Here is a 20641-nt window from a genome sequence, read left to right on the forward strand (position 1 = left end):
TTATTGGGTACGAGCCCACGGCAGGATCGGGATCGCCGTCACCGCATTCTGCGGACTGCCTTCGATCACACGGTCGCTGTAGACCAGGTACACCAGCGTATTACGCTTCTTGTCGAGGAAGCGCACCACCTGCATGGTCTTGAATACCAGCGATGTGCGCTCCCTGAACACCTCCTCGCCGTCCTTGAGCTCCCCCTTGAAGCTGATGGGGCCGACCTGGCGGCAGGCAATGGATGCCTCGGCGCGATCCTCGGCCAGGCCCAGGCCGCCCTTCACACCACCGGTCTTGGCCCGGGACAGATAACACGTCACCCCGTCCACCTTCGGATCATCGAAGGCCTCAACGACGATCCGGTCATTCGGCCCGACAAACTTGAACACCGTCGACACTTGGCCAATTTCCTCAGCCGAGGCCAGCAGCGGCAATGCCACCAGCAAGCCGATCAATCCTTTTGCCAAACCCATGATTTTTCCTTAGACGAGAATCAGGTTGTCACGGTGAACCAGCTCTGGCTCGGCCATGTAACCCAACAGACCGACAATCGCATCAGACGATTGGCCGATGATTTTTTGTGCTTCGAGCGCGCTGTAGTTGGCCAGGCCGCGAGCGATTTCGCGACCATCCGGCGCCACGCACACCACCATTTCGCCGCGACGAAAACTGCCCTGGACCAGCTTCACGCCCACCGGCAGCAGACTTTTATTGCCTTGGGACAGCGCCGACACCGCCCCCGCATCCAGCACCAGCGTGCCACGGGTTTGCAGATGCCCGGCCAGCCATTGCTTCCGGGCCGCCAACATACCGCGCTCAGGGGACAGCAACGTGCCGATGCGCTCGCCCGCCTTCAGGCGATCCAGCACCCGCTCCAGCCGACCACCGACAATGATGGTGTGAGCCCCGGAGCGAGCAGCCAGACGGGCGGCGCGCAGCTTGGTCTGCATGCCGCCACGCCCCAGCGCACCACCGGTACCGCCCGCCACCGCATCCAGCGCCGGATCATCGGCACGGGCTTCGTAGATCAGCTTGGCATCAGGATTGTTGCGCGGGTCGGCGTCGAACATGCCGTCGCGATCCGTGAGAATCACCAGCAGGTCCGCCTCCACCAGGTTCGCCACTAACGCGGCCAGGGTGTCGTTGTCGCCGAAACGAATCTCGTCGGTAACCACAGTGTCGTTTTCGTTGATCACCGGGATGACTTTCAGCTCGACCAGCGCCCGCAAGGTGCTGCGGGCATTGAGGTAGCGCTTGCGGTCGGACAGATCGTCATGGGTCAGCAGGATCTGCGCCGTATGGCGACCGTGCTCGGCAAAGCTCGACTCCCAGGCCTGCACCAGCCCCATCTGACCGATGGCGGCAGCGGCCTGCAACTCGTGCATCGCGCTGGGTCGCGATGTCCAGCCCAACCGGCTCATGCCAGCGGCTACAGCCCCCGAAGAGACCAAGACCAGTTCGACGCCAGCCTCATGCAAAGCCACCATCTGCTCGACCCACACCGCCATTGCCTTGCGATCCAGGCCCTTGCCATCCGCCGTCAGCAATGCGCTGCCGATCTTCACGACCCAGCGCTGCGCACCCGTCACCTTGCTCCGCATCATCTTCAACCTTTGCCAGCGAACGGCGCGACCCAGCACCGCCCATGAGATTATTCGTATTTGCGTTTTACAGATACCAAAACGCCGCTCGAATGAGCGGCGCCTTGGAAACCGGCTGGTTGCGATGATAACACCGCGCTGAAACACTTAAACCTGTGGGAGCGAGCTTGCTCGCGATTGCATTGGGTCAGCAATATTGATACCGGCTGTCACACCGCTATCGCGAGCAAGCTCGCTCCCACAGGTCCTGGCTTCAACTGAGTGACATCAGCACACGATCAGTCGCGAACGTAGATGATTTCCGGACCGTCTTCGTCATCCACATCCTCTTCGTCCCAATCGTCGTCACCGATGTCATGGACCGACTTCACGCCGCTGCGACGCAGGGCGCGCTGATCATCCAGCGCCTGCAACTGAGCACGCGCCTCGTCTTCGATACGCTGATCGAGCTCGGCCAACTCTTCCTTGTAGGCAGGGTCATTGGCCAAGCGATCGGCACGATCTTCCATGTAACGCATGATGTCGTGGCACAGGCGCTCGGTGCCTTCTTTGGCAATGGCCGAGATCACGTAGACCGGACCTTCCCACTCCAGGCGATCGACGATTTCCTTGACCCGCTCCTCGTGCTCTTCTTCGAGGATCTGGTCGCACTTGTTCAGCACCAACCAGCGATCACGCTCCGCCAGGGCCGGGCTGAACTTGGTCAGCTCGCTGACAATGACTTCAGCCGCATCAGCAGCACTGGTTTCATCCAGCGGCGCCATGTCCACCAGGTGCAGCAACAACCGGGTACGGGACAAGTGCTTGAGGAAGCGAATCCCCAGGCCAGCACCATCGGAAGCACCTTCGATCAGCCCCGGAATGTCCGCAACCACAAAGCTCTTCCAGCGGTCGACACTGACCACGCCCAGGTTCGGCACCAGGGTGGTGAACGGGTAATCGGCGACTTTCGGCTTGGCTGCCGATACCGAGCGAATGAAGGTGCTCTTGCCGGCGTTCGGCAGACCCAGCAGGCCCACGTCGGCCAGCACTTTCATTTCCAGCTTCAGGTCACGCTGCTCGCCCGGCTTGCCTGGCGTGGTCTGGCGCGGCGCACGGTTGGTACTGGACTTGAAACGGGTGTTACCCAGACCGTGCCAGCCACCATGGGCCACCAGCAGACGCTGGCCAGCCTTGGTCAGGTCGCCAATGACTTCCTGGGTGGCGGAGTCGATCACCGTGGTGCCGACCGGCACGCGCAGGATCAGGTCTTCGCCCTTTTTGCCGGTGCAGTCGGTGCTGCCGCCGTTGGAGCCACGCTCGGCATCGAAGTGACGGGTGTAACGGTAGTCCACCAGGGTGTTGAGGTTTTCGTCGGCGAGCATGTAGATCGAGCCGCCATCGCCGCCGTCACCACCGTTCGGACCACCGTTCTCAATGAATTTTTCTCGACGGAAACTCATGCAACCATTGCCGCCGTCGCCGGCCTTTACTCGAATCGATACTTCATCAACAAACTTCATGACACACGCCTCTCGCCATACGGACGAGCCAAAAAAACAAGACATAAGACTCTTGCAAAAATGAGCGCAGCGACCTGATGACACGCCCCAACCGCAGCGCCGACAGCCCATACAAACAGTTTTGCAAGAGACTCACCCCACAAACGAAAAAGCCCCGTCGCAAGACAGGGCTTTTCCAGCGGTCTCGCAATTAAGCTGCGATAACGCTTACGTAACGACGACCGAAGGCGCCTTTTACTTCGAACTTGATCACGCCTTCGACTTTAGCGAAGAGGGTGTGATCCTTACCCATGCCTACGCCGTAGCCAGCGTGGAATTGGGTGCCGCGCTGACGCACGATGATGTTGCCCGCTTTGATAGCCTGGCCGCCATACATCTTGACGCCAAGGCGTTTGGCTTCTGAGTCGCGACCGTTACGGGTACTACCACCAGCTTTTTTGTGTGCCATGAGTTCAATTCTCCTAGTGAGGAATTAGGCTGAAATTAAGCCTGAATACCGGTGATTTTGATCTCGGTGTACCACTGGCGGTGGCCCATACGCTTCATGTGGTGCTTACGGCGACGGAACTTGATGATGCGGACTTTATCGTGACGACCTTGGGAGATCACTTCAGCCACAACGGTAGCGCCAGCAACGACTGGAGCGCCGATATTCACGTCATCGCCATTGGCGACCAACAGAACGCGATCAAAAGTCACGGATTCGCCAGTAGCGATTTCCAGTTTTTCGATCTTCAGGTATTCACCTGGGGCGACCTTGTATTGCTTGCCACCAGTAACAATTACTGCGTACGACATGGTATTTCTCCGATAATCCTGCTCACCCAGCGCTTTATAAGAAGAGGTATTGGCTGGCATGGCTGCATGGGCTGGAAGGCCCGGATGCAATTGCGTAAGGCAGGTGCTGCCCAGGAAGTTCAGGGTGCGCGATTGTACGCAAGCCGCAAGCGCCTTGCAAGAGGCCGTCCATCGCGCCTTGACAGGCCCAGGCGTGGGTCCTAGCATGCCGCGCAACCCTTCTGGAGCACCTGTCGCTGATGCAACCCCAAGCTTTCTACCGCGCGGTGGCGGACGATTTTAGCGCCGTCGACGGCATCATCAAGAAGCAGCTGACTTCCCGAGTGCCGCTGGTATCGAAAATCGGCGATTACATTACTTCGGCCGGGGGCAAACGCCTGCGTCCTTTGTTGGTGCTGTTGTGTGGGAAGGCCTTGGGCCGCGAAGGCGACGACATGCGCCTGCTGGCCGCCACCATCGAATTCCTGCACACCGCGACCCTGCTGCATGACGACGTGGTCGACATGTCCGGCATGCGCCGCGGCCGCTCGACCGCCAACGCCATGTGGGGCAACGCCCCAAGCGTGCTGGTGGGCGACTTCCTGTATTCGCGCTCGTTCGAAATGATGGTCGAGCTGGGCTCGATGCCGGTGATGAAGATCCTGTCCCAGGCCACGCGCATCATCGCCGAAGGCGAAGTGCTGCAGCTGTCCAAGGTGCGCGACGCCAGCACCACGGAAGAAACCTATATGGAAGTCATCCGCGGCAAGACGGCGATGCTCTTCGAAGCCTCGACCCACAGCGCCGCAGCCCTGGCCGGCGCCAGCGCCGAGCAAAGCGAAGCGTTGCGCACCTTTGGCGATCACCTGGGCGTGGCCTTCCAGTTGGTGGACGACCTGCTGGACTACAAGGGCGACGCCGAGACTTTGGGCAAGAACGTCGGGGACGACCTGGCCGAAGGCAAGCCGACCCTGCCGCTGATCTACACCATGCGCGAAGGCACCCCTGAGCAGGCAGCACTGGTACGCCAGGCGATCCAGAAAGGCGGGATCGAAGACCTGGAGAGCATCCGGGAAGCGGTTGAAGCCTCCGGCTCGCTGGACTACACCGCGAACCTGGCCCGTGACTACGTCGCCCGCGCGATCAAATGCCTCGACGCCCTGCCGGCCAGCGAATACCGCGATGCGCTGGTGGAACTGAGCGAGTTTGCGGTGGCTCGCACCCATTGATGGCATGAAGCCCTTGTGGGAGCGAGCTTGCTCGCGATAGCGTTGGGTCAGTAAGCTTGATGCTGATTGGCAGACCGCTATCGCGAGCAAGCTCGCTCCCACAAGGGTATTTCACTGCCCTGCCCTTCGCGGCCTAAAACCCTATATAATGTGCGCCCTTTTACCCTCCTGATACCCAAGGAACCTTAGTGAGCACGTTGCCTCCCTGCCCGAAATGCAATTCCGAATACACCTACGAAGACGGTACTCAACTGGTCTGCCCGGAGTGTGCCCACGAATGGTCTGCCAGCGGTGAAGCTGAAACGGCGTCCGATGAGACGGTGAAGAAGGATTCGGTCGGCAATGTCCTGCAGGACGGCGACACCATCACTGTGATCAAGGACCTGAAGGTCAAAGGCACGTCGCTGGTGGTCAAGGTGGGCACCAAGGTCAAGAACATCCGTTTGTGCGATGGTGATCACGACATCGACTGCAAGATCGACGGCATCGGCCCGATGAAGCTCAAGTCCGAGTTCGTCAGAAAAGTCTGAGCCGTGCGTATTCCATCCCACGCCCCGCGTGGGATGGTGCTTCACCCTCCCCGCTCCACCCCCCGTTTACGCCTCCGAGCCAAGCGCGAGCCGATTGAGCTGCCGCAACCCACCGTCAGAAAAACAATTCGAACACCAATAGAGCCTTGCTATTTAGCGAATAAGAATTATTCTCATAACGCCCATCAAGGAGATGAGAACCATGACTTATTTGATCGATGCCTGGCTGGACCGCCCACACCCTTACCTGAGAATCCTGCATCGGGAAACCGGGGAAGTCTGTGCGGTGCTTGAAGAAGAAGCCCTGAACGAACTGCAGGACCAGGGGGATCTGGACCTCAACAGCCTCAATTCCAGCGAGCCGCTGGTGCTCAAGGAACTGGTGCGCAATCTGTTCCTGTTCTGTTACGCCCGGGCGTTGCGCCCTACGGCGGATTTCAATGGCAGGTTTCATGGATGAAGCGCGCAAACCCTGTGGGAGCGAGCCTGCTCGCGATAGCGGTGTGACATTCAACATCAATATTGACTGACCGACCGTCATCGCGAGCAGGCTCGCTCCCACAAAAGCCTGCTTAAGCGTTGATGCCTTACAGAACGTCCAACAGCTCGACGTCAAACACCAGTACGCTGTGCGGCGGAATGCTGCCAACGCCTTGAGCGCCGTAGGCCAGTTCGCTTGGCACGTACAAACGCCATTTGCTGCCGGCGTTCATCAATTGCAGGGCTTCGGTCCAGCCTGGGATCACGCCACCCACCGGGAATTCGGCAGGCTGGCCACGATCGTAGGAGCTGTCGAACACAGTGCCATCGATCAGGGTGCCATGGTAATGGGTACGCACCTGGTCTTCACGGCTCGGCTTGGCGCCTTCGCCCTGAGTCAGCACTTCAAATTGCAGGCCCGAGGCCAGGGTGGTGATGCCTTCGCGCTTGGCATTTTCAGCCAGGAATGCACGACCTTCGCCAGCGGCGGCTTCTGCCTTGGCGGCAGCTTCGGCCTGCATGATTTCGCGAATGACTTTGAAGCTGGCGGACATCTCGTCCTGGCCCACACGGCTCGGCTTGCCGGCGAAAGCGTCGGTCAGGCCAGCCAGGATTGCGTCCAGGCTCACGCCCGGTGGCGGGTTGTCGCGCAGTTGGTCGCCCAACTGACGGCCAATGCCGTAGCTGACGCGGGTTTCGTCGGTGGACAGGTTAACTTCGGACATGATGCTGCTCCGCTGTGCGGACGGCTCGGGAATTTGCCGTGCTTGACACAGCGCCTCCCGGAGCGCCCGGAACCAAAAGGGCGAGCAGACTAGCACAGATGCCGCAGCGGGTGACGAGCCCCCTGATCAAAGCGCCGCCACCAGAAACGACAACGCCCGCCTGCTTTGCAGCAGACGGGCGGTGCGCCGCAGCGATGAACGGACCTCAGTGCTTGGTCAGTTTATCCAGGTAACCCATGGCAAACGCCGAAACCACGAAGGTCATGTGGATGATCACGTACCACATCAGGTGCTCGGGATCGACGTTCTTGGCATCCATGAAGATGCGCAGCAGGTGAATCGAGGAAATGGCAACGATCGAGGCCGCGACCTTCATTTTCAGCGAGGACGAATCCATGGTCCCGAGCCAGTTGAGCTTTTCCTTGTCGGAATCGATGTCCAGTTGCGAGACGAAGTTCTCATAGCCGGAAATCATCACCATCACCAACAGGCCGCCCACCAGCGCCATGTCGATCAGCGACAGCAGCACCAGAATCAGCTCGGATTCGGCCATGGCAAACACATTGGGAATGATGTGAAAGACTTCCTGGAAGAACTTCAGGGCCAGGGCCAGCAAGCCGAGGGACAGCCCGAAATAGATCGGCGCCAGCAGCCAACGGGAGGCGTACATTGCATTTTCGATAAAGCGTTCCATTGAGTCTCACACCAGGGCTGAAAAATCGCGGCGAGTATATCAGTCACGACCTGGGTCATAAACGCCAGGCCCATCCGCGACTTCAGCCCTTGGAGCTAAACCGTACTGCCAGCGCCCGCACGATGACGGCTTTCAATGCAACGGGCGAAACTCGAAGCCGTCAACGCTGCGACAACGGCCTCCATTGATTTCCCGCAATTGGGCCTGCATGTGCAGGCACCAGATCTGCGGGTCGTCGGCCAGCTCATAACCATGCGTTGTCAGGCTTTGCACAATGGTGTCGAGAATGGACTCAGCGGCATTCGGGCCGGGAAAAGGGCCTTGGGCCTTGATGGCCGAAGGTTGTTCGCCAGCCATTCCGGCGGCGAAGAGCAAGGTCCACATACCGGTATCTCCCGCCAGCGGACGGATGGCGCATTCGATACGGGTCACAAGGCCCAGGCATTGACGAGTGAGGCAAAGGTTGCGCGACATGGCGGCGCCCCTCGATAGATCCGGTATTCAGCCTCAGGACAAGGCTGTTTCGATCCGATGATGGCTCTCGTTATCCTTGAACTGAGGATAGAAGAAAAGTTCCGGCCGCAAGTCCCGCCGAGACCAGAATGCGCCGAATGGTCATAGTGTGAATATTGACGCCAAAGTGGTGGCACTTTTTAGCCATCACCACAAACAATTGTGGGAGCGAGCCTGTGGGAGCAAAGCTTGCTCGCGATGACGTCGTCACAGACAACACCTCTGTTGGCTGTAAAACCGCTATCGCGAGCAAGCTTTGCTCCCACAAAGCTCGCTCCCACATTGACCTACTCCGACCTGGAACGCATCAAGCCGGCTTGGCCTCCGCCAGCGCCTGTTGCGCCAGTTCCTTTTCCGCTTCCTTGATGTCGTCTTCGCTGATCATCTCCGCGATCACCCGCAGCCGTTCCACCACCCGGGCATTGACGCTCCCTTCGGGGAACTCACCGTTTTCATCCGGCTCGCCGGCAGGCTCACCCACCAGCAGGCTCAGGGCTTCGTCGGCCTGGCGCACCGCATAAACGTGGAACTGCCCGGCGCGCACGGCGGCGAGCACCTTCTCGTCGAGCATCAGGGTGGCGACGTTGGCCTGGGGGATGATCGCCCCCTGCTCGCCGGTCAGCCCACGGGCTTCGCAGAGGCGGAAGAAGCCTTCGATCTTCTCGTTGACCCCGCCCACCGCCTGCACTTCACCGAACTGGTTGATCGAGCCGGTGATAGCGAAACACTGCTTGAGCGGCGTCTTCGACAAGGCAGAAATCAGCGTACACGCTTCCCCCAGGGACGCGCTGTCGCCGTCCACGTAGCCGTAGGATTGCTCCAGGGCGATGCTGGCCGAGATCGCCAGAGGAAACTCCTGAGCGTACCGGCTGCCCAGGTAACCGGTGAGGATCATCACGCCCTTGGAGTGGATCGGCTGGCCGAGGTTGACCTCTCGCTCAATGTCGACGATGCCGCTGCCGCCGGGGTAGACCGTGGCGGAAATCCGCGCCGGCACGCCGAACGCCGAATCCCCCACCTCCAGCACCGTCAAGCCGTTGCACTTGCCTACGGCCGCGCCGTCGGTGTCGATCAGGATGATTCCCGCCAGCATGTCGTCGAGGATCCGCGCCGAGACGCGCCCGGTGCGGGTGGCCTTGGCCTTGAGGGCGCGTTCGATGTGACCGGCATCAGTCATCTCGTCACCGGCCAACTGACGAATGAAATCCGCCTCGCTGACCAGCTGGAACAGATCGCCAATCCGCGCCGACAAACGCCCCTGATGTTCGGCCAGGCGCGCACTGTAGGTGGCCAGGCGCGCCACCGCATCGGCGGTCAACGGGGCCATGCCCTCCTCCGAAGTACGGGTCTTGAGCAACTGGGCGAACTGCTCCAGACTTTCATCCCCCATCGGAATGTCTTCGTCGAAATCCACCAGCACGCGAAACATTTCCTGGAAGTCCGAATCCAGGTCCTGCAAGGCGTAGTAGAGCTGGCGGGCGCCGATGATCACCACTTTGACTTGCAGTGGAATGTGCTGCGGGGTCAGGGTGACCGTGGCCAGACGCCCCAGCTCGCCCAGTGGCGACTCCATTTTCAGTTTGCGCGATTGCAGGGCACGTTTTAGTGCATCCCACACGAACGGCTCGCCAAGCATTTTTTCTGCTTCAAGGATCAGGAAACCACCGTTGGCCCGGTGCAACGCCCCCGGGCGCAGTTGTCGATAGGTGGTGTAAAGCGCGCCCTGGTCAGTGCTGTATTCAATGCGCCCAAACAGGTTGTCGTAGGTCGGGTGCGGTTCAAACACCACCGGCGCGCCACCGCTGGTTGGGTGCCCTACCATCAGGCTCGGGGCGTATTGCTCCTCCAGGAGCTTGCGGGCAATGGCGTCGGTCTTGCTGTCGTCCACCAACTGCTCGACCACCGTTTTGAGCAAGTAGACCTGCATGGCTTGCAAGTAACCGCAGACCGCGGCGTTCTCTGCGTACTTTTCCGACAGCGGCGCCAGCAACGGTTGCAGGGCCAGGGTGATGGTTTCTTCGTTAAGTTGACGCAACTGGTTGCTGGACTCGCGCTTCCACTGCGGCAGGCTGGCGAGCTCTTCGTTCAGGCGTTCTTCCAGGCCCGAGATGTCGTCATGAAAACGCTCGCGCTCGGACTCCGGCAACTGGGCGAATTCCGCTTCGTCCAGGGCCTTACCCTCGCTCATCGGCGTGAAGGCGATGTTACTGCTGTCGCGGTACAGGGCGACATCCTTCTCCAGCGCCAGGCGCTCGATGACATCCAGGGCACGGTCGTAGCGCTGGTTGAAAGCACGGTCGATGGCGCTTTTTTTCTGTTGATAGGACGGATGCTCGAACACCGCCGGGAAAGTCGCCAGCAGGTTGTCGATCAGGCCGTTGATGTCGGCGATGAAAGCCCCCGCCGTACCCGATGGTAGCTCCAGGGCACGAGGTTCGCGGGGCTCATCGAAATTATTGACGTAGACCCAGTCCGCCGGGGTCTGCATACGCTTGCCTTCGGCCTTGAGATAACGCTTTACGAACGAAAACCGGCCAGTGCCGGGCTCTCCCATGACAAATACGTTGTAACCGGGGCGCGGCATGGCCACGCCGAACTGCAATGCTTCGACCGCACGCTCCTGGCCAAGCACACCGCGGAAGGGTTCCAGATCATTGGTGGTAGAGAAGCTGAACTGTTCAGCGGAAAACGGGCGGGTCAGCGCTTCGGGCGCTAGACGCAAGCTGGCAGCAACAGGATCAGGCATCGGGCTTCCTTACATCAGGCGGGGCAGATAGCGGCATTCTGGCGCTGCCTGCACCTGACTGGCAAGAAGCGCCTCAGGCCAAAGCATAGTCCAGGGGCATCCCCTGAGCCCGAGCCCGTAAATTCATGACACTGCTGTTACTTTTTGCAAAATGTCACGGAACCCCAGGATCGTGCCTAAACTCCAAATTGCGCGGCTGGAACAATAACCGGCCCACTGGCCTGTAGGGTCAGACCCTGTCCATTGGTATGCACATAAAGAGAACATAGCTATGAAACGGATTCTTCTCGGTACTCTCTTCACCGCTGTATCCCTCAACGCCATGGCTCAGGCGCCAGGCGGTCCGGATTGCGGCTGGGGCAACATGCTGTTCGAAGGTCAGCGTGGCACCCCAGCTCACTTCCTGGCATCCACCACCAACGGCACCTCGGGCAACGCCACCTTCGGCATGACATCCGGCACCAACGGTTGCTCGACCAACGCGGCACTGACCTACGGTGGCAAGTCCTGGCTGGCCATGAATGGCATGATGAACGAGCTGTCCGAAGACATGGCCAAGGGCCAAGGCGAAGCGCTCACCACCTACGCCGTAGTACTGGGCGTGGCACCGGAAGACCGTGCGCATTTCTCCGCTGTCACTCACGAGCACTTCCAGCAGATCTTCAGCAAGGCTGATGTGACCGCAGAAGACGTGCATACCAACACCCTGGCCGTGCTGAAAAGCGACCCACGCCTGGCCAAGTACGCCACTCCAGCTTAAGCTCGACACCACTCGCTCCTCTCGGGGAGCGGGTTTTCTTTTTGGGGCCCCTTCCGGTCTTTATTTTTCGATTGTCCAAGTAGCCAACTATGCTCAAACGCCTTGCCTGGCTGGCGCTCTGTGTGTGCGCCCCGTTGTCCGCCGCACCTCATGTCGACCCTCAACGCTTGCAGCAACTGGCCAACGACCGTTTCTGGATTTCCCTGGGCCACTACGAAACCGCCAAGCTCGGTGGCTGGCGCAGCTATATCAGCGACAAAAGATTTTTCCTCGCTCCCGACGGCAACGAACATCCCGACCACGAACTGGCCGCCACGGTGCAAGCGCTGTACGGCCCGGCCAGTGCTGGTCAGCAACACGCCCAATGTGTGTACCCGGCGCGAACACGCTGGCTGAAGGCGCAGCTCAACCTGACGGATCTGCCGACGGTTGACTGCAGCGAATTCACCCAATGGTTCAAGGACGTCGCGCCCCACAGCGCGGTGATGATTTTTCCGGCCGCCTACCTGAACAGCCCTTCTTCGATGTTTGGCCACACCCTGCTGCGCATCGACCAGGCCGATGTGCAAAGCGACAAGACCGCGCTGCTCAGCTATGCGATCAACTTCGGTGCCTACATCGAAGGCTCGGACAACAGCATTCTGTATGCCTGGAAAGGCCTGATGGGCGGTTACCCGGGCCTGTTCGCCCTGGTGCCCTATCAGGAAAAACTCTCCGAGTACCGCAGCCTGGAAAACCGCGACCTGTGGGAATACCGCCTCAATCTGAGCCAGGTGGAAACCGAGCGCATGGTCGAGCATGTGTGGGAACTCAAGCAGATTGAGTTCGACTATTTTTTCTTCGACGAAAACTGCTCCTATCGCCTGCTCGAACTGCTGCAAGTGGCCCGTCCCAGCCTGCGGCTGACCGAACAGTTCCCGTTGACGGCGATTCCCACCGACACCGTGAAGGCGGTGAAAGAAGCCGGGCTGGTGGAAAGCATCGAATACCGGCCCTCCCGTGAGCGGGAACTGCTCAGCCGCGCCGAACCACTCACCGACGACGAGCAGCAGTGGGTGCTGAAAGTCAGCGCCGACCAGAAACAACTGCAGACTTCAGCATTCAAGGCATTGCCTCGCGCTCGCCAGGCGCTGATCATCGACGCCGCCTATCGCCTGGAGCGCTACCGCGCCAACGGCCAGGAACGCGACCCACAGCGCGCCCAGCGCAGTTTCGAACTGTTGCGGGCGATCAACCAGAACCCCGCGCCGGAACTCGACATCCCGCAACCGGGCCTGCCCGAGGATGGCCACGAGTCGCGCACCTGGCAGGCTGGCCTCGGCACTCGTGGCGACCGGGCGTTCGGCGAATATGGCCTGCGCATGGCCTATCACGACCTCAACGACAACGCCGAGAGTTTCCCGTTGGGCGCACAGATCGAGATCCTGCAACTGAAGCTGCGCCAGTACGAAGGCAATGACTGGCAGGTGCAACAGCTGGACCTTGCGACCATTCGCTCCCTGACTCCGCGCAACGAACTGCTGCAGCCGCTGTCCTGGCAAGTCACCGGCGGCCTGGAGCGGGTGCCGGGCAAGCACGACGACGAAACCCTGGTCAGCCACGTCAATGGCGGAGCCGGCGGCACCTGGGCACTGGGTGACGACATGCTGGGGTTTGCCTTGGGCACGGTGCGGGTCGAACACAACAACGACTTCGCCCAGTTCATCGCTCCGGCCGCAGGCTTCAACACTGGCGTGCTGTGGAAAAACCCGCTGGGCAACTTGAGCCTGGAGGCCAAAGGCGACTATTTCATCAACGGCGAAGTGCGCCGTAGCGTGAGCCTGAACCAGCAGTGGGAACTGTCACGCAACCTCGGTCTGCGCCTGAGTGCCCAGCGCGAGTTCAGCCATCTGGCGTCACCGGAGAACGAAGTGATGCTGGAGGTGAAGTGGTATCACTATTGACCGGGGCATACCCCGCACTCACCTAAGCGAACAGATTCATCACAGCGCTTTCACATCGGCCTGACGAATCCACTTCTAAACTTCTCTTATGAGTGGATCAGGCAGGAATGCAAAAAAAATGAGGCGCGCGGTGGTGCTGAGTGTGGTGATGTTGCTCGGTGGCTGCGAAACCACCCACGAAAACCTGATCGCCCGGGGTTACCCTCCGGCATTCGCCGACGGCTTTGATGACGGTTGCAGCAGCGGTCGGCAGGCAGCCGGCGTGATCACCGGCCAGTTCAGGAAGGACGTGCCACGGTATCTCAAGGACGCTCCCTATGCCGAAGGCTGGAGCGACGGTTTCCGTCAATGCCAGGCCATGCGCGAAAGTGAGGAGCGTAACGCTTACCGCGAACGCCATTGGGACGAGCGAGAACGGGCCTGGCAGCAGCAGAAGGACCAGGACGCCGCCCGGGCTTATCGCTCACAGTGAGTCGCGTACAGACATCCGCTGAAACCAAAAGCCTGCGACCATGGCCCAAACTCCAATAGAGGAGAACATCATGAGTCGCGCCTTCGTCAATGAGGACAACGCCGCTGCCCAGGCCGATCAGCCGGTCGAACGCCAGGTCAGCGCGCAACCCAATTACGTCACGCCCGCCGGACTCGCCCAATTACAGGCCCGGGTCGCTGAGCTGCAGGCGCTGCACAGCCAGCAGGTGGCCAGGGGAGAACTGGCGGACAAGCAGCGAATTGCGGATATCGAACGGGATCTGCGGTATTTCAATCAGCGTTTGCAAAGCGCGCAGGTCGTTACGCCAACCTCATTGGATCAGGTGCGGATCGGGCATTGGGTGACCTTTGTCGATGAGCATGACCACGAGCAGCGAGTGCAGTTGGTGGGTGAAGATCAGGCCGATGCGGCCAGCGGACTGGTCAATTGGGGCTCGCCGCTGGGGCGGGCGTTGCTGGGGACGAAAGTTGGCGATGAAGTGATCTGGAAACGGCCGGTGGGGGATTTGACCATTGAAGTGGTGGCGATAGAACCGGGGTGATCTTGCCGGCCTCATCGCGAGCAGGCTCGCTCCCACAGGAATCGCGCCTCACCGTGCAGCTTGTGACTGACCCAAAACCAGTGTGGGAGCGAGCCCCACCGTGCAACTTGTGACTGACCCAAAACCAGTGTGGAAGCGAGCCTGCTCGCGATGGCGGCGGGTCAGGCAACTTACGCTGGCTGATCCACCGCTATCGCGAGCAGGCTCGCTCCCACAGGGTTTGTCGATCGGTCGCCGGCCGAATCAGGCCAGCTTCTTGTGCCTTACGCGGTGTGGCTGGGCAGCGGCTTCGCCCAGGCGTTTCTTGCGGTCGGCCTCATACTCGGTGTAGTTGCCTTCGAAGAACACCGCTTGCGAGTCGTCTTCGTACGCCAGGATGTGGGTCGCCACACGGTCGAGGAACCACCGGTCGTGGGAGATCACAATCGCTGCGCCCGGGAAGTCCAGCAGGGCTTCTTCCAGGGAACGCAGGGTTTCGACGTCGAGGTCGTTGGACGGTTCGTCGAGCAGCAGGACGTTGCCGCCCTCCTTCAAGGTCAACGCCAGGTGCAAGCGACCGCGTTCACCACCGGACAGGTCCTTGACGAACTTCTGCTGGTCGCCGCCCTTGAAGTTGAAGCGCCCCACGTAGGTGCGCGACGGAATTTCATAGTTGCCGATGCGGATCTGGTCGGAACCGTCGGAGATCTGCTGGAACACGGTCTTGCTGCCGTCCAGGTCTTCGCGGCTCTGGTCGACACAGGCCAGCTGCACGGTTTCGCCGATTTCGATGGTGCCCGAATCCGGTGTTTCCTTGCCCATCAGCATGCGGAACAGCGTGGATTTACCCGCACCGTTACCACCGATCACACCGACAATGGCGCCTTTGGGCATGGCGAACGACAGATTGTCGATCAGCACGCGGTCGCCATAGCCCTTGGTGACGTTCTTGAATTCGATGACCTTGTCGCCCAGGCGCGGACCGGCCGGGATGTAGATCTCGTTGGTTTCACTGCGCTTCTGGAATTCCTGGGACTGCATTTCCTCGAAGCGTTGCAGACGTGCCTTGGATTTGGACTGGCGGGCCTTGGCGCCTTTGCGCACCCACTCCAGTTCTTCCTTCATGGCTTTTTCATGGGCCGACTGCTGCTTGGATTCCTGGGCCAGACGATCGGACTTGGCTTCAAGCCAGCCCGAGTAGTTGCCTTCGTAAGGAATACCCGCGCCGCGGTCCAGTTCCAGGATCCAGCCGGCGACGTTGTCCAGGAAGTAACGGTCGTGCGTGATCGCGACCACAGTGCCCGGGAAATCGTGCAGGAAGTGTTCGAGCCAGGCGACAGAATCGGCGTCCAGGTGGTTGGTTGGTTCGTCGAGCAACAGCATGTCCGGCGCCGACAGCAGCAGGCGGCACAGAGCCACACGACGCTTTTCACCACCAGAGAGGTGTTCAACCTTGGCATCCCAGGCCGGCAGGCGCAGCGCATCGGCGGCGACTTCCAGCTGGCGATCCAGGTTATGGCCATCGCTGGCCTGCAGGATCGCTTCGAGCTTGGCCTGTTCGGCGGCCAGCTTGTCGAAGTCGGCATCCGGTTCGGCGTAGGCCGCGTAGACCTCGTCCAGGCGCGCCTGGGCATCCTTGATCACGCTGACCGCCTCCTCGACCACTTCCCGTACGGTCTTGGTCGGATCCAGCTGAGGCTCTTGAGGCAGGTAACCGATGTTCAAGTCGGGCATCGGACGGGCTTCACCGTCGAACTCGTTGTCGACACCGGCCATGATTTTCAGCAGCGTGGACTTACCCGAACCGTTGAGGCCCAGTACGCCGATCTTGGCCCCGGGGAAGAACGACAGTGAAATGTTTTTCAGGATTTCCCGCTTCGGCGGAACAACTTTGCTCAGCCGATGCATGGTGAAGACGTATTGAGCCATGGTGAACCTAGCGTCAGTGACAGGTGAAAAGAACGAGCCAGGCCATGCGCGGCGCCGGCGCTTGACGGTCATCAATGCCGGCGGGCAGATAAAGCCTGGGGATCGGAGCTTGCGCGCTCTTGTTTGACCGGCAAAGCTACCTCAACCATCGGTCAAGGTCCAGCCACCAGGGGCTGGCACTTTGCCACAAGTCAAGGCATGCTAGCCGCCCTTTGGGCGTCCGGCTTATAGTGCACGTCGCGCCAGTCCAGCAAACTGCAGGATTACAGCTTGTCCAACGTCACGCCGACCCTGTCCCCACGCGCACCGACTGCTGCGAGCGGCTCGCCCCTGCGCGGGACATTGAAGGGCGCGCTGGCCACACTGGTGCTCTTGCTGCTTGGATTGCTCTTCTGGCAGTTGCTTGATCAATTGCGCGAAACCCAGCAGCAACAGCGCCAGTACACCATCGATTACACCGCCGACCTGGCCGCGCAAGTCAGCCTGAACATGGCCTTGAATGCGCAGATCGCCCTCAACCTGCTACCGATCGTCGAACAACCGCAGAGCGCCGACGAACAGCAGGCCCTGTTGCGCAAACTCCAGCAATCGTTGCCCGAGCTACGCAGCCTGGCGTTGCTGAGCCCTTCCGGCCGGGTGCTCAGCGACAGTGATCCTGCCAGCCACGATGCCGATTACCTGGCAGAGCTGGTACGGCGCAGTCGGGCCCAGGCGCACTATTTCAGCAATGCCGACGACGGCTCCGTGGTGCATCTGTTGTTGCACCAGGCCAGCGGCAGCAGCCGCAGCTATTGGGCGCTGCGCCTGACCCCAACCTTCTTCTCGACCCTGACCAAGCAGGCCGATACAGGCATGCGCCCACTGTGGCTGGTGGAAAACCGCCTCAACCAGCAAATCATCAGCCGGGACGAAAGCCTGCCCTCGGCCAGCCCTACCCGGCTGTCCCCGGATGATCTGAGCAACACCGTGCTGACCGTGCCCCTGAGCAGCAGCGACTGGCAGTTGCGTGGACTGTTCGACCGGCGCCAGGTGCTGGAGCAATTGCTGCCGGCCTTCATTGGCAAATGCCTGCTAGGCCTGGCGTTTTCAATGCTGCCGGTAATCGCGCTCTTGAGCATGCGCCGCCGCCAGCGTCAGTTGCACGAGGGCCGCCGACGCTACCAGGATATTTTCGAAGGCACCGGCGTCGCGCTCTGCGTGCTTGACCTGTCGAGCCTCAAGGCGTTTTTTGAAAGGACCGGCCTGCGCAACGGCGACCAGTTGCGCGCCTGGTTGGCAGTCCCTCACCAGCTTGAACAACTGCAGCAGGAAGTTCACGTCACCGAGGTCAATCAGATGGCGTTGAAGCTGCTCAACGTCAATTCCTGCGAACGGGCCTGGCAACTGCTGGTCGGCAATGCTGCCCAGGACAACAACCCGGTGGGTTCGAAGCTGCTCGAAGCGCTGCTCGACCAGCACAAGCAGTTGGAGCTGGAAATCAAGCTGCAGGACGCTCATGGCCGTGATCAGCACCTATGGCTGGTGCTGCGTCTGCCGGAAAAACAACAGGACTACAACGCCGTCATCCTGAGCATCAGCGACATTACCAGCCGCAAGCTGATCGAACTGTCGCTGCTCGAACGCGAAGGCTTCTGGTCCGACGTGGTGCGCACCGTACCGGACCATCTCTATGTGCAAGACGTGATCAGTCAGCGGATGATCTTCAGCAACCATCACCTGGGACAGACCCTGGGGTACGACCGCACCGAACTGCACCAGATGGGCGAATACTTCTGGGAGATCCTGTTGCACAGCGAAGACGCCGATCACTACCACAACTTGCGCCAGGCACAACGTCAGGCCGGGTATGCGCAACTGCTGCAATGCCAGCTGCGCTTTCGCCATCGCAATGGCAAATGGCGGCGCTTCGATATTCGCGAACAAGCCCTGGCCCGGGACCGGCACGATCAGGTGACACGGATCATCGGCGTAGCCAAGGACATCACCGAACAGATCGAAGCCAGCGAATCGCTGCGCGACAGCGAACAACGCTACCGGATGCTCGCCGAAAGCATCAGCGACGTGATTTTCTCCACCAACAGCAAGCTTTCGCTCAACTACGTCAGCCCCTCGGTGCAAGCAGTGCTGGGCTACAGCGCTGACTGGATATTCCAGAACGGCTGGCAATCAACCATCGCCAACCCGCAACAACTGACCGGCATCTACACCTTGATGGATCGGGTCAGCAAAGCCCTCGACAAGCCTGAGCAACTGGCCGAGTTGCGCAACCAGATGCAGACCCAGCTGTTTCTGTTCGACTGCCTGCGCGCCGACGGGCGCAAGATCCCCATCGAGCTGCGGTTGGTGCTGGTGTGGGATGAGCACGGCGCGTTCGAAGGCGTGCTGGGCGTGGGCCGCGATATCAGCCAGCAACGACGCGCCGAAAAAGACCTGCGCATGGCCGCCACGGTATTCGAGCATTCGACCTCGGCGATCCTGATCACCGACCCGGCCGGTTACATTGTCCAGGCCAACGAAGCCTTCAGCCGCGTCAGCGGGTATGCGGTGTCGCAGGTGCTGGACCAGTTGCCCAACATGCTGACCGTGGACGAGCAGCAGGAAGCCCACCTGCGCTACGTGCTCAAGCAGTTGCAGCAACACAGCACCTGGGAAGGCGAGGTCTGGCTCAAGCGCCGCAATGGCGAGCACTATCCGGCCTGGGTCGGCATTACGGCGGTGCTGGACGATGAAGGCGACCTAGCCAGCTACGTGTGCTTCTTCAGCGACATCAGCGAACGCAAGGCCAGCGAACAGCGCATCCATCGCCTGGCCTACTACGACGCGTTGACCCACCTGCCCAACCGCACGCTGTTTCAGGATCGCCTGCACACCGCGCTGCAATCGGCCGAGCGCCAGAAAAACTGGGTCGTGCTGATGTTCCTCGACCTGGACCGCTTCAAGCCGATCAACGACTCCCTGGGCCACGCCGCCGGCGACCGGATGCTCAAGGAAATGGCCACGCGGCTGCTCGGCTGCGTGGCCGACGACGACACCGTGGCGCGCATGGGCGGCGACGAATTCACCCTGCTGCTGCAACCGCGTTCCAGCCGCGAAATGGCGCTCAACCGGGCGATCAACGTGGCCGAGCAGATCCTCGCCAGCCTGGTCCGACCGTTCGTACTGGAAGGTCGGGAGTTCTTCGTCACCGCCAGCATCGGTATCGCCCTGAGCCCTCAGGACGGCAACGAGCTGAGTCAGCTGATGAAGAACGCCGACACGGCCATGTATCACGCCAAGGAGCGCGGCAAGAACAACTTCCAGTTCTACCAGGCCGACATGAACGCCAGCGCCTTGGAACGACTGGAGCTGGAAAGCGACCTGCGCCACGCCCTGGAGCAGAACGAGTTCGTGCTGTATTACCAGCCACAGTTCAGCGGCGACGGCAAACGCCTGACCGGCGCCGAGGCCTTGCTGCGCTGGCGCCATCCACGACGCGGGCTGGTGCCGCCAGGGGACTTCATCCCGGTCCTCGAAGAGCTCGGGTTGGTGGTGGACGTCGGTGACTGGGTGATCAGCGAAGCCTCTCGGCAGCTCAAGACCTGGCACCAGGCCAAGGTCCGGGTGCCGAAAGTCTCGGTCAACATTTCGGCCCGGCAGTTCTCCGATGGCCAGCTCGGTACGCGCATCGCCAACATCCTGCGTAGCACCGGCCTGCCGCCGGCCTGTCTGGAACTGGAACTGACCGAAAGCATCCTGATGCGTGAAGTCAGCGAGGCGATGCAGATCCTGGCCGGGCTGAAAAACCTGGGCCTGAGCATCGCCGTGGATGACTTCGGCACCGGTTATTCGTCCCTCAACTACCTCAAGCAATTCCCCATCGACGTGTTGAAAATCGACCGCACCTTTGTCGATGGCCTGCCATCCGGCGAACAGGACGCCCAGATCGCCCGGGCGATCATCGCCATGGCCCACAGCCTCAACCTGGCGGTGATTGCCGAAGGGGTCGAAACCCACGAGCAACTGGACTTTCTGCGCGAGCACGGCTGCGATGAAGTCCAGGGCTACCTGTTCGGCCGGCCGATGCCGGCCAACCGGTTTGAGGCGCAGTTCAGCAATGATGCGCTGTTCATGCTCGACTGAAAGCTTGTGCTGGCCGGGCGGGCCTCATCGCGAGCAGGCTCGCTCCCACAGGGGGAACGCATTTCAAAATGTGGGAGCGGGCTTGCTC

General features: G+C 60.7%; 18 protein-coding genes. 8 read left to right on the forward strand and 10 right to left on the reverse strand.

Features of this window, described 5'->3' with window-relative positions; genetic code table 11:
• From PSEUDOMOFG3G_RS23545 to rplU, 5 genes are all read right to left on the reverse strand, one after another.
• Entirely contained in the window at positions 1–465 is a 465-nt protein-coding gene (locus PSEUDOMOFG3G_RS23545) for a CreA family protein (RefSeq protein WP_076386392.1), read from the reverse strand.
• Between the two features lie 9 nt (positions 466–474).
• The gene (proB, locus tag PSEUDOMOFG3G_RS23550; RefSeq protein ID WP_047230164.1) at positions 475–1593 is read right to left on the reverse strand and encodes a glutamate 5-kinase; all 1119 of its coding nucleotides are present in this window, start codon (positions 1591–1593) and stop codon (positions 475–477) included.
• Positions 1594–1871: 278 nt separating this feature from the next.
• Positions 1872–3095 carry an Obg family GTPase CgtA gene (gene cgtA / locus PSEUDOMOFG3G_RS23555; protein WP_047230163.1) on the reverse strand — a complete coding sequence of 408 codons (1224 nt, stop codon included), beginning with the start codon at positions 3093–3095 and terminating at the stop codon, positions 1872–1874.
• 190 nt (positions 3096–3285) lie between these two features.
• Positions 3286–3543: a 50S ribosomal protein L27 gene (gene rpmA, locus PSEUDOMOFG3G_RS23560; protein WP_003205738.1), complete on the reverse strand. Its 258-nt coding sequence runs from the start codon at positions 3541–3543 to the stop codon at positions 3286–3288.
• 35 nt (positions 3544–3578) lie between these two features.
• Positions 3579–3893 (reverse strand): 50S ribosomal protein L21, encoded by a 315-nt coding sequence (rplU, locus tag PSEUDOMOFG3G_RS23565; protein WP_003176051.1) that lies wholly within the window; start codon positions 3891–3893, stop codon positions 3579–3581.
• A 239-nt stretch (positions 3894–4132) separates the two neighbouring features.
• On the opposite strand from rplU, the gene PSEUDOMOFG3G_RS23570 reads away from it, so the two are divergent.
• From PSEUDOMOFG3G_RS23570 to PSEUDOMOFG3G_RS23580, 3 genes are all read left to right on the forward strand, one after another.
• The gene (locus PSEUDOMOFG3G_RS23570) at positions 4133–5101 is read left to right on the forward strand and encodes a polyprenyl synthetase family protein (RefSeq protein WP_047230162.1); all 969 of its coding nucleotides are present in this window, start codon (positions 4133–4135) and stop codon (positions 5099–5101) included.
• A gap of 188 nt (positions 5102–5289) precedes the next feature.
• Positions 5290–5631 carry a zinc ribbon domain-containing protein YjdM gene (locus PSEUDOMOFG3G_RS23575; RefSeq protein WP_076386396.1) on the forward strand — a complete coding sequence of 114 codons (342 nt, stop codon included), beginning with the start codon at positions 5290–5292 and terminating at the stop codon, positions 5629–5631.
• 202 nt (positions 5632–5833) lie between these two features.
• Entirely contained in the window at positions 5834–6091 is a 258-nt protein-coding gene (locus PSEUDOMOFG3G_RS23580) for a hypothetical protein (RefSeq protein ID WP_047230160.1), read from the forward strand.
• A gap of 127 nt (positions 6092–6218) precedes the next feature.
• Here PSEUDOMOFG3G_RS23580 and PSEUDOMOFG3G_RS23585 read toward each other — a convergent pair whose 3' ends face one another.
• From PSEUDOMOFG3G_RS23585 to PSEUDOMOFG3G_RS23600, 4 genes are all read right to left on the reverse strand, one after another.
• A complete protein-coding gene (locus PSEUDOMOFG3G_RS23585; RefSeq protein WP_025215564.1) occupies positions 6219–6836 on the reverse strand; it encodes an FKBP-type peptidyl-prolyl cis-trans isomerase in 618 nt (205 codons plus the stop codon).
• 205 nt (positions 6837–7041) lie between these two features.
• Positions 7042–7530, reverse strand: a complete 489-nt coding sequence (locus tag PSEUDOMOFG3G_RS23590; protein WP_047230159.1) for a TIGR00645 family protein — start codon at positions 7528–7530, stop codon at positions 7042–7044.
• Positions 7531–7662: 132 nt separating this feature from the next.
• The gene (locus PSEUDOMOFG3G_RS23595) at positions 7663–8004 is read right to left on the reverse strand and encodes a hypothetical protein (protein ID WP_047230158.1); all 342 of its coding nucleotides are present in this window, start codon (positions 8002–8004) and stop codon (positions 7663–7665) included.
• 346 nt (positions 8005–8350) lie between these two features.
• Positions 8351–10789 carry a Lon protease family protein gene (locus tag PSEUDOMOFG3G_RS23600; protein ID WP_047230157.1) on the reverse strand — a complete coding sequence of 813 codons (2439 nt, stop codon included), beginning with the start codon at positions 10787–10789 and terminating at the stop codon, positions 8351–8353.
• 271 nt (positions 10790–11060) lie between these two features.
• Here PSEUDOMOFG3G_RS23600 and PSEUDOMOFG3G_RS23605 point away from each other — a divergent pair, with 271 nt between their 5' ends.
• From PSEUDOMOFG3G_RS23605 to PSEUDOMOFG3G_RS23620, 4 genes are all read left to right on the forward strand, one after another.
• Positions 11061–11549 (forward strand): DUF3015 domain-containing protein, encoded by a 489-nt coding sequence (locus tag PSEUDOMOFG3G_RS23605; protein ID WP_047230156.1) that lies wholly within the window; start codon positions 11061–11063, stop codon positions 11547–11549.
• An 89-nt stretch (positions 11550–11638) separates the two neighbouring features.
• Positions 11639–13492: a DUF4105 domain-containing protein gene (locus tag PSEUDOMOFG3G_RS23610; RefSeq protein ID WP_047230155.1), complete on the forward strand. Its 1854-nt coding sequence runs from the start codon at positions 11639–11641 to the stop codon at positions 13490–13492.
• A gap of 118 nt (positions 13493–13610) precedes the next feature.
• On the forward strand, positions 13611–13964 hold the full coding sequence (locus PSEUDOMOFG3G_RS23615) for a hypothetical protein (RefSeq protein ID WP_047230154.1): 354 nt from the start codon (positions 13611–13613) through the stop codon (positions 13962–13964).
• Between the two features lie 70 nt (positions 13965–14034).
• Positions 14035–14526 (forward strand): GreA/GreB family elongation factor, encoded by a 492-nt coding sequence (locus PSEUDOMOFG3G_RS23620; RefSeq protein WP_047230153.1) that lies wholly within the window; start codon positions 14035–14037, stop codon positions 14524–14526.
• 243 nt (positions 14527–14769) lie between these two features.
• Here PSEUDOMOFG3G_RS23620 and ettA read toward each other — a convergent pair whose 3' ends face one another.
• Entirely contained in the window at positions 14770–16434 is a 1665-nt protein-coding gene (gene ettA, locus PSEUDOMOFG3G_RS23625) for an energy-dependent translational throttle protein EttA (protein WP_047230152.1), read from the reverse strand.
• Between the two features lie 270 nt (positions 16435–16704).
• Between ettA and PSEUDOMOFG3G_RS23630 the strand changes: the two genes are divergently transcribed.
• Positions 16705–20553: an EAL domain-containing protein gene (locus PSEUDOMOFG3G_RS23630; RefSeq protein ID WP_139051198.1), complete on the forward strand. Its 3849-nt coding sequence runs from the start codon at positions 16705–16707 to the stop codon at positions 20551–20553.
• The last annotated feature ends 88 nt before the right edge of the window (positions 20554–20641 follow it).

It is taken from the genome of Pseudomonas sp. FG-3G (assembly GCF_901007645.1).
In the GTDB taxonomy this organism is placed as follows: domain Bacteria; phylum Pseudomonadota; class Gammaproteobacteria; order Pseudomonadales; family Pseudomonadaceae; genus Aquipseudomonas; species Aquipseudomonas rhizophila.